Source organism: Micromonospora deserti (genome assembly GCF_003236335.1).
Classification (GTDB): Bacteria; Actinomycetota; Actinomycetes; order Mycobacteriales; family Micromonosporaceae; genus Micromonospora; species Micromonospora deserti.
Genome location: NZ_POUB01000273.1, coordinates 1 through 7,962, shown reverse-complemented (window position 1 = coordinate 7,962; position 7,962 = coordinate 1). Strand labels below are relative to the sequence as shown.

Sequence of the window (7,962 nt, the reverse complement as noted above, 5' to 3'; positions counted from 1 at the left end):
GGTCAGGGGATCGGGTGGGCCAGCCTGACGGAGCGGGCGTAGGCCGCCGGGGAGACGCCGGTTACGGCGGTGAACTCGCGGACCAGGTGCGCCTGGTCGCTGTAGCCGAGGTCGGCGGCGAGCCGCGCCCAGTCCGGCGGGCCGCTGGTGACCTGTTCGATGGCCTCCTGGAGGCGGTAGCGGCGGATCACCCACTTCGGGCCACCGCCCACCCGGTCGAGGAAGAGACGTTGCAGCCGGCGCACCGAGATCTCGTGCCGGCGGGCGAAGTGGTCCACCCGCAGCACCGTCCGGTCGGCGCGGATTTCCTCGACCAGCCCGATCACCTCGTCCGTCACCGGGTCGGCCGTCGGCTGCCAGGTGGTGAGCAGGTCGTCCAGGGCGCGGCAGCGCTGCGCGTCCGTACCGTCGCAGTGGCCCGCGACGCGCGACCCGGCGCCGCCGGACGCGGCGGCGACCACGGCGGCGGCCGGCGGCCACCGGTCGGCGAGTGACTTTACCGGCCACCGCCGGCCGGTCAGCTCCGCCACCGAGCGGCGCCAGAAGGGGTGGAAGCCGCCCGGCCGGAACTGCACCCCGCTGACCCGGCCGGTGCTGGTGAGCTTGATCGAGAAGAGTTCCCGGCCGACCCCGGCGACCTCGGCGCTCTCCGGTTCGTCGTCGTCGCGCCGGAACACCAGGTTGACCGCCGGGTGCGGCACGACGTGCTGCTCGAACGGCTCGGTCAGCTCCCAGTCGACCAGCCAGTAGTGCTCGACCCACGGGCGCAGCGTTTCGGCGGGCAGGTGGCGGCGGAAGCGGACCTGCCGCAGCAGCCGGGCCGGGTCCAGGATTCCCCGGCTGTCCGTCCGCGGCTGCTGTCGCATTTCTTCAAGACCACCTTCATACGCTGGCCCTATGGCCACACACACTAGCCAGCTGCTGGCGGCCGCCGCGCCGCGAACCGCCGCCGTGGTGCGCGGGATCGCCGACGACCAGCTCGACCTGCCCACGCCCTGTCGCGACTACGCCGTCCGGGACCTGCTGAACCATCTCTTCCAGGTGGTGGTCAACTTCCAGGGCCTCGCCGCGAAGCGTCCGGTCGAGTGGGCGGAGAAGCCCGACCACCTCACCGACGGGTGGCGGGACCAGTTCGAGGTGGAGTCCCGACGGCTGATCGACGCCTGGTCCGACCCGGCCAGCCTGCAGGGCGTCTCACCGGGAATGGGCCTGCCGCAGGAGACGGTCGGCGGCATGGTGCTGCTGGACCTGACCGTGCACGGCTGGGACCTCGCCGTCGCCACCGACCAGCCGTACCGGGCGGCGCCGGAGGCCATGGCCGCGCTGCACGCGCTGGTCGAGCAGTTGGGCCCGCAGGCCCGCCGGATGGGCGTCTTCGCCGAGCCGGTGCCCCTCGCGGCCGACCTCCCCGACCTCGACCGGCTGCTCGCCGGCACCGGCCGCGACCCGGTCTGGACCGCGACCGCCGGCTGACCGCGCCGCCGGCCTGGCCGGGATCGCCGCGTGGTTTGACAACCACTATTCATCGAGTGAATAGTGGCGGGCGTGTCCACACCGCACGTCCTGCTCGGTCTGCTCGCCACCGGGACCAAGCACGGGTACGAGCTGAAGCGCGCCCACGACGCGCGGCTGCCCCGTGCCCGGCCACTGGCCTTCGGGCAGGTCTACGCGACCCTCGGCCGGCTGCAACGCGACGGCCTGGTGGCGGCGGCCGGGCAGGAGCGGGAGGGCGGCCCGGAGCGCACGGCGTACGCGTTGACCGGCGACGGGCGCGCCGCACTGGACCGGTGGCTCAGCGAGGTCGAGCCACCCATGCCGTACGTGGCCGGCACGCTCTTCGCCAAGGTGGTGGTGGCGCTGCTGGCCGCCGACGTGGACCGGGCCCGGGCCTGGCTGATCGCCCAGCGCCGGGCGCACACCGAGCGGCTGCGCGAGCTGACCGCCGTGAAGACGTCCCCCACCGCCGCCCTCGACGAGCTCGTCGCCGTCGACTTCGCCATCGCCCATCTCGACGCCGACCTCCGGTGGCTACACACCACCCTGGACCGGGTCGCCGACTGGCACCGGGAGGTGCACTCGTGACGGAACTCCAGGCCCGCGCAGTGGTCAAGGCGTACGGGCCGACACCCGCGCTGCGCGGCGTCACGCTCGACGTCGCCGAAGGCGAGATCATCGCGGTCACCGGGCCGAGCGGCTGCGGCAAGTCCACGCTGCTGCACTGCCTGGCCGGGATCCTCCGCCCGGACGCCGGCGAGATCACCTGGCGCGGCCAGCGGATCGACACCTGGTCCGAGGCCGCCCGGTCCCGGCTGCGGCGCACCGAGTTCGGCGTGCTGTTCCAGTTCGGTCAGCTCGTCGCCGAGCTGACCGCGGCGGAGAACGTCGCGCTTCCGCTGCTCCTCGCCGGCACGGGGCGGCGAGAGGCGCGGACCGCGGCGTTGACCTGGCTGGAGCGGCTCGGGGTGGCGGAGGTGGCCGACGCCCGGCCCGGCGAGATGTCCGGCGGGCAGCAGCAGCGCTGCGCCACCGCCCGGGCGCTGGTCACCGAGCCGCGGGTGATCTTCGCCGACGAGCCGACCGGCGCGCTGGACACGCTCGCCGGCGAGCAGGTGCTCACCCGGTTGGTCCGGCTCGCCCGCGAGCAGGGCACCGCGGTCGTGCTGGTCACCCACGAGCCGCGGATCGCCGCGTACGCCGACCGGGAGGTCGTCCTCCGCGACGGCGCGGTGGACCACACCGGCCTGGGACTCGACGCGTCGCTCGCCGGCGGGCCCCGGTGAGGCCGGCCACCCTGGCCCGCCTCGCCGTGGCGGGCACCCGCACCGACACCGCCCGGGTGGTGCTGACCGGGTTCAGCGCCGCCCTGGCCACCCTCGCCGTGCTGGCCGCGCTGACCGTGCTGGCGATCCCCGAGGTGCCCGGCGACGCGTGGGCGCAGGCCGAGCAGTACCGCAACAACCTGCTGCGCGAACCGGGGCTGCGCGGCGGCACCGCATTCGCGCTGCTGCTGCTCACCATCCCGGTGCTGGCCCTCGCCGGGCAGTGCGCCCGGCTCGGCGCCCCGGCCCGGGACCGCCGGCTCGCCGCGGTCCGGCTGGCCGGAGCCACCCCCGGCCAGGTCACCGGGATCGTCGTGGCGGAGACCGGGGTGGCCGGCCTGCTCGGCGCCCTCGCCGGCCTCGCCGCCTACCTCGGCGGGCGGGACCTGCTGCACCGGCCGGACGAGCGGGGCCTGCTCCCGCTGCCGACCGACGTGCTGCCGCCGGCCGGCGCGGTGGCGGCGGTGGTGCTCGGGCTGCCGGTGGTCGCGGCGGTGGCCAGCGCGCTGCTGCTGCGCCGGGTCACCGCCACCCCGTTCGGTGTGGTGCGGCGGGTCCGCCGCCGTGGCCCACGCCCGTGGCCCGGCCTGCTGATCGGCCTGGGCCTGGCCGCCTTCGCCGCGTTCCGCCCGGTGGGGCTGTGGTTCGAGCGGCAGCAGATCGAACCACCGCCCTGGCTGCCGCCGGTGTTGCTGGTCGGTGGCGGGCTGGCCGCCATGATCGGAGTGGTGGCCGGCACCGGCTGGATCTCGTACGCCACTGGTCGTCTGTTGCACCGGTATGCCCGACGCCCGGCCGCACTGCTGGCCGCGCGGCGACTGGCCGCCGACCCGTGGGCCGGTAGCCGGACGTTCGCCGCGCTGCTGGCGGCGATGCTCTTCGGGGCCGGAGCTGCCGGTCTGCGGGCCTACTTCACGGCGCAGGACGAGCTCTACCGGCGCATCGGGGCAGAGTCGGCCGGTGGCGGCGACTTCTACCTCGACACGATGGACCTGGTCGACCTGGCGGTCGTGGTGGCGATGGTGATCGCCGCCGGCGGGCTCGTGGTCGCACTGGTGGAAGGCATCACCGCCCGACGGCGGACGTACGCGGCGCTGGTCGCCACCGGTGTGCCCCGGGCCACGCTCGGCCGGGCCATCGCCTGGCAGTCTCTGGTCCCGGCCGTTCCGGCTGTCGCCGTGGCGCTCACCGTGGGCCTGCTGCTCGCCCGGGGCGTCTTCGGCTCGCCAACCGCCGGCGGATACACCATGACCAGCTGCGACGCCGGTGGCACGCTGTGCACCGATCCGGCGACCGAGGCCCGGTACACCCGGACCGAGTGGGTGCCGAGAGTGATCGTGCCGCCCGACGTGCCGCTGGAGCAGTTGGCGCTGCTCGGGGCCGGCGCCCTGGCCGCGGTGCTGGTGACGGTCGCGGTCGGCCTGCTCTTCCTGCGCGCCGGCACCGCGGTCGAGGAACTGCGGACGACCTGACCCGGTGTAACGCCGCCTGCGTCGGGGGCGCCCCTCGGCGCGTGAGTCACGCGCCGAGGAGACCGGCGGAGAGCGCGAGCAGGGTGCCGACGGCGGCCGAGCAACAGCAGACCAGCAGGGCGGCGACGACCGCGAGGATCAGCCAGACCCGCCGGTCCCGCGCCACTGCCGCCAGACCCGGCCGGCGTACGCCCTCCACCGGCTCCCCGTCGTCGCCGGTGCTCACGCCGGCGGTCCCGGCGTTGCCGGCGGTGGCGGCGTTCGCGGGCGGCGGCCGGGCCGGCGCTCAGGCACGGCCCAGCCGGTCGAGGACCCAGGCGTTGATGAACGCCTCCTCCCGCCAGGCGTCGTAGCGACCGCTCGGGCCGCCGTGGCCGGCGCCCATCTCGGTCTTGAGCAGGTAGTCGCCCTGCGGCGCGACCGCCCGCAGCCGGGCGATCCACTTGGCCGGCTCGTGGTAGAGCACCCGGGTGTCGTTGAGGCTGGTCACCGCGAGGATCGCCGGATAGTCGACCGCCCGCACGTTCTCGTACGGGGTGTAAGACCTCATGTACGCGTACACCTCCGGGTCGTCGAGCGGGTTGCCCCACTCCTCCCACTCGGTGACCGTCAGCGGCAGCGACGGGTCGAGGATCGAGGTGAGCGCGTCCACGAACGGCACCTGCGCGACGATCCCGGCGAACGCGTCCGGCGCGATGTTGGCGACCGCGCCCATCAGCAGCCCGCCGGCCGAGGCGCCCCGGGCCACCAGCCGGTCGCTCGCCGTCCAGCCGGCCTTCACCAGGTGCCGGGCGCAGGCGACGAAGTCGGTGAAGGTGTTCTTCTTGGCCAGCAGCTTGCCCTGGTCGTACCAGCGGCGGCCCAGCTCGCCGCCGCCGCGGATGTGCGCCACGGCGAAGATGACGCCCCGGTCGAGCAGGGAGAGCCGGGCGATGGAGAACCACGGGTCCATGCTCGCCTCGTACGAGCCGTAGCCGTAGATGACGCAGGGGGCGGAGCCGTCGCGCGGGGTGTCCTTCCGGCAGACCAGCGAGATCGGCACCCGGGTGCCGTCGTCGGCGAGCGCCCAGTCGCGGTGCTGCTCGTAGTCGGCCGGGTCGTACGGCCGCCCGTCCGGCCCGGGGAGCACCGGCTTCTGCCGACGCAGTACCAACCGCCGGGTGACCAGGTCGTAGTCGTATACGGAGTCCGGTGTGACCAGCGAGGTGTAGCGCAGCCGGAGCTGCCCGGTCCGGTACTCCGGGTTGGCGTCCAGGCCCACGCTGTAGAGCGGCTCGGGGAAGTCGATGTCGTACGGGTCGCCCCCGCCGACCGGCAGTACCCGCAGCCCGGTCAGCCCGTTCGCGCGCAGCGACACCACCAGGTGGTCGGCGAAGGCGTCGACCGCCTCCAGCCGGGTGCCGGGCGAGTGCTCGATCAGTGGCACCCAGTCGCCCGGCGCGTCCGCCGAGGTGTACGCGAGCGCGAAGTCCTCCGCGCCGTCGTTGTGCAGGATCAGGAAGCGGTGGCCGTGGTGCTCCACCGTGTACTCCACGCCCTGCCGCCGCGATGCCACGGACGCCGGCGCCCCGGTGGGGTTGTTGGCCGGGATCACCAGGACCTCGCTGGTGATCTTGCTGTGGATGTCGATCAGGATGAACTTCTCGGAGCGGGTCAGCTCGACGCCGATCCAGAACCGCTCGTCATCCTCCTGGTGGACCACCACGTCCTCGCTCGACGGGGTGCCCAGGGTGTGCCGCCACACCCGGTTCGGGCGCCACGCGTCGTCCACAGTGACGTAGAACAGCACGGAGGCGTCGGCCGACCAGGCGGTGCCGTAGAAGGTGCCGGGCACCTCGTCGGGGAGCAACTCGCCGGTGCTGAGATCCTTGACCCGCAGGGTGAACCGCTCGTCGCCGGAGAAGTCGGTCGAGTACGCCAGCCACCGCCCGTCCGGGCTGACGTCGAACGCGCCGAGCGCGAAGAAGTCGTGCCCCTCGGCGAGCAGGTTGCCGTCGAGCAGCACCTCCTCCCCGTCCAGCGGGGCGCCGTCCGCGCTGACCGGCGGGTCGGTCTCGCCGGGCCGGACCGCCCGGCGGCAGTGCACGCCGTACTGCTGCCCCTCGACGGTGCGGGTGTAGTACCAGTAGCCGCCCTTGCGGCTGGGCACCGACAGGTCGGTCTCCTGGGTGCGCCGGCGGGTCTCCTCGAACAGCGCGGCGCGTAGCCCTTCCAGGTGTGCCGTGCGCGCCTCGGTGTAGGCGTTCTCGGCGGTCAGGTGGGCGATCGTCGCCGGGTCGTCCTTGGCGGCGAGCCAGGCGTACTCGTCGACGACGGTGTCGCCGTGGTGGGTGCGCTCGGTGGGCACCCGCTTCGCCGCGGGCACGGGGGTCTCGGTGGTCACGGCGCCACGTTACCGGCCGCCCGCCGCCCGCCGCGCGGCCTCGTGCGGCGATCCGCCGCCAGGTCTTTCGAACATGTGTACGATGACCGGCATGGCGGCAGCAGCGAGTTCCACCGACCGGCCCGGAGCCCTCGACATCACCCGGCGACTGACCGAGATCTGCGGGCCGCCCTTCGCCCGGCTCGCCGGCCCGGCCGACGAGGTCGCCGGCCGGCCGGCCCGCTGGGTCGCCGTGCCGGGTGGCCCGCACGCGGCGGCCGAGGTGCTGCGGCTGGCCGCCCGCCACGACCTCACAGTGGTCCCGCGCGGCGCCGGCACCAAGATCGACTGGGGGGCCGCTCCCGACCGGGTCGACATCATGCTCGACACCGGCCGGCTCGCCGGGATCGGCCAGCAGCCGGTCGGCGCCCACACGGCCGAGATCGGCGCCGGCACCCCGCTGCGCGCGGCGCAGGCCGCCCTCGAACGCACCGGGCAGCGGCTGGCGCTGGACGCGCCCTCACCCGGTGCCACCCTGGGTGGGGTGCTGGCCGCGGGCGAGGCCGGTCCGCTGCGGCACCGGCACGGCAGCCCGTGCGACCAGCTGGTCGGTCTGCGCTACCTGGACGCCGAGGGCGAGCTGGTCCACGCGAGTGGCGGCGCGCCGGGGCTGGAGCTGGCCCGGCTGCTCTGCGGCTCGCAGGGAGCGCTCGGCGTGCTGGTCGCCGCGTCGCTGCGGGTGCAGGCGATGCCCGCCAGCCGGATCTGGGTCACCCGCCCGGTCTGGACCCCGCTGGAGGTGCACGACCTGGTCCGCACCGTGCTCGCCGCCCGCCTCGACCCGGCGGCCGTCGAGCTCGACCTGCCGGCCGCCGGCGGGCCCCGGCCCCGCCGCCCCCGTGCCGCCGAGGCGGCGATGGCCCGGCACCCGTCGATGGCCGGGCGGGCGGCGGTCACCCCGGCGGGCGCCGGCCACCTCGTGGTGCTGCTGGAGGGCGGCCCCGCCGACGTGGCCGAGCGCGCGGACCGCCTGGTCGCGCTGCTCGGCGGCCGGGCCACCGCCAGCCACTCGGCACCTGCGTGGTGGCGCCGCTACCCATTCGGGCCCGGCGACATCGCGCTGCGCATCGAGGTGCCGCTCACCGACCTGCACGCCGCCGTCTACGCGCTGCGCGACGCGGCCGGCACCGGGCCCGACCGCCGCGAGGGCGAGCGTGCAGTAGCGCCCGCCGCCCCGCTCGACCAGCGTCTCGTTGAGCCGGGCCAGCACCTCGGGCAGCGGCTTGCCGTCACCGACGAGCACCCGGAT

Annotated in this window: 7 protein-coding genes and 1 pseudogene; 5 read left to right on the top strand and 3 right to left on the bottom strand. The window is 75.1% G+C overall.

The annotated features are described in order from the left end of the window. Positions 1–2: 2 nt before the first annotated feature. A complete protein-coding gene (locus C1I99_RS26530) occupies positions 3–866 on the bottom strand; it encodes a helix-turn-helix domain-containing protein (protein ID WP_111136920.1) in 864 nt (287 codons plus the stop codon). A gap of 31 nt (positions 867–897) precedes the next feature. On the opposite strand from C1I99_RS26530, the gene C1I99_RS26525 reads away from it, so the two are divergent. The 4 genes from C1I99_RS26525 to C1I99_RS26510 all read left to right on the top strand — a co-directional run bounded on the left by C1I99_RS26525 (position 898) and on the right by C1I99_RS26510 (position 4,291). Further along, positions 898–1,473 carry a TIGR03086 family metal-binding protein gene (locus C1I99_RS26525; protein ID WP_111136918.1) on the top strand — a complete coding sequence of 192 codons (576 nt, stop codon included), beginning with the start codon at positions 898–900 and terminating at the stop codon, positions 1,471–1,473. A 72-nt stretch (positions 1,474–1,545) separates the two neighbouring features. Then, the gene (locus C1I99_RS26520) at positions 1,546–2,082 is read left to right on the top strand and encodes a PadR family transcriptional regulator (protein ID WP_111136916.1); all 537 of its coding nucleotides are present in this window, start codon (positions 1,546–1,548) and stop codon (positions 2,080–2,082) included. Further along, positions 2,079–2,780, top strand: a complete 702-nt coding sequence (locus C1I99_RS26515; protein ID WP_111136914.1) for an ABC transporter ATP-binding protein — start codon at positions 2,079–2,081, stop codon at positions 2,778–2,780. The genes C1I99_RS26520 and C1I99_RS26515 overlap by 4 nt, the downstream gene beginning before the upstream one ends. Then, positions 2,777–4,291 (top strand): FtsX-like permease family protein, encoded by a 1,515-nt coding sequence (locus tag C1I99_RS26510; RefSeq protein ID WP_111136913.1) that lies wholly within the window; start codon positions 2,777–2,779, stop codon positions 4,289–4,291. The genes C1I99_RS26515 and C1I99_RS26510 overlap by 4 nt, the downstream gene beginning before the upstream one ends. A gap of 46 nt (positions 4,292–4,337) precedes the next feature. Here C1I99_RS26510 and C1I99_RS26505 read toward each other — a convergent pair whose 3' ends face one another. Both C1I99_RS26505 and C1I99_RS26500 read right to left on the bottom strand, forming a co-directional pair. Then, positions 4,338–4,517, bottom strand: a complete 180-nt coding sequence (locus C1I99_RS26505) for a hypothetical protein (protein ID WP_111136912.1) — start codon at positions 4,515–4,517, stop codon at positions 4,338–4,340. 60 nt (positions 4,518–4,577) lie between these two features. Continuing rightward, positions 4,578–6,674 carry a S9 family peptidase gene (locus C1I99_RS26500; RefSeq protein WP_111136911.1) on the bottom strand — a complete coding sequence of 699 codons (2,097 nt, stop codon included), beginning with the start codon at positions 6,672–6,674 and terminating at the stop codon, positions 4,578–4,580. A gap of 73 nt (positions 6,675–6,747) precedes the next feature. Between C1I99_RS26500 and C1I99_RS34235 the strand changes: the two are divergent. Beyond that, positions 6,748–7,245, top strand: a pseudogene (locus C1I99_RS34235) (FAD-binding oxidoreductase); the annotation flags it as partial. Between the last annotated feature and the right edge of the window lie 717 nt (positions 7,246–7,962).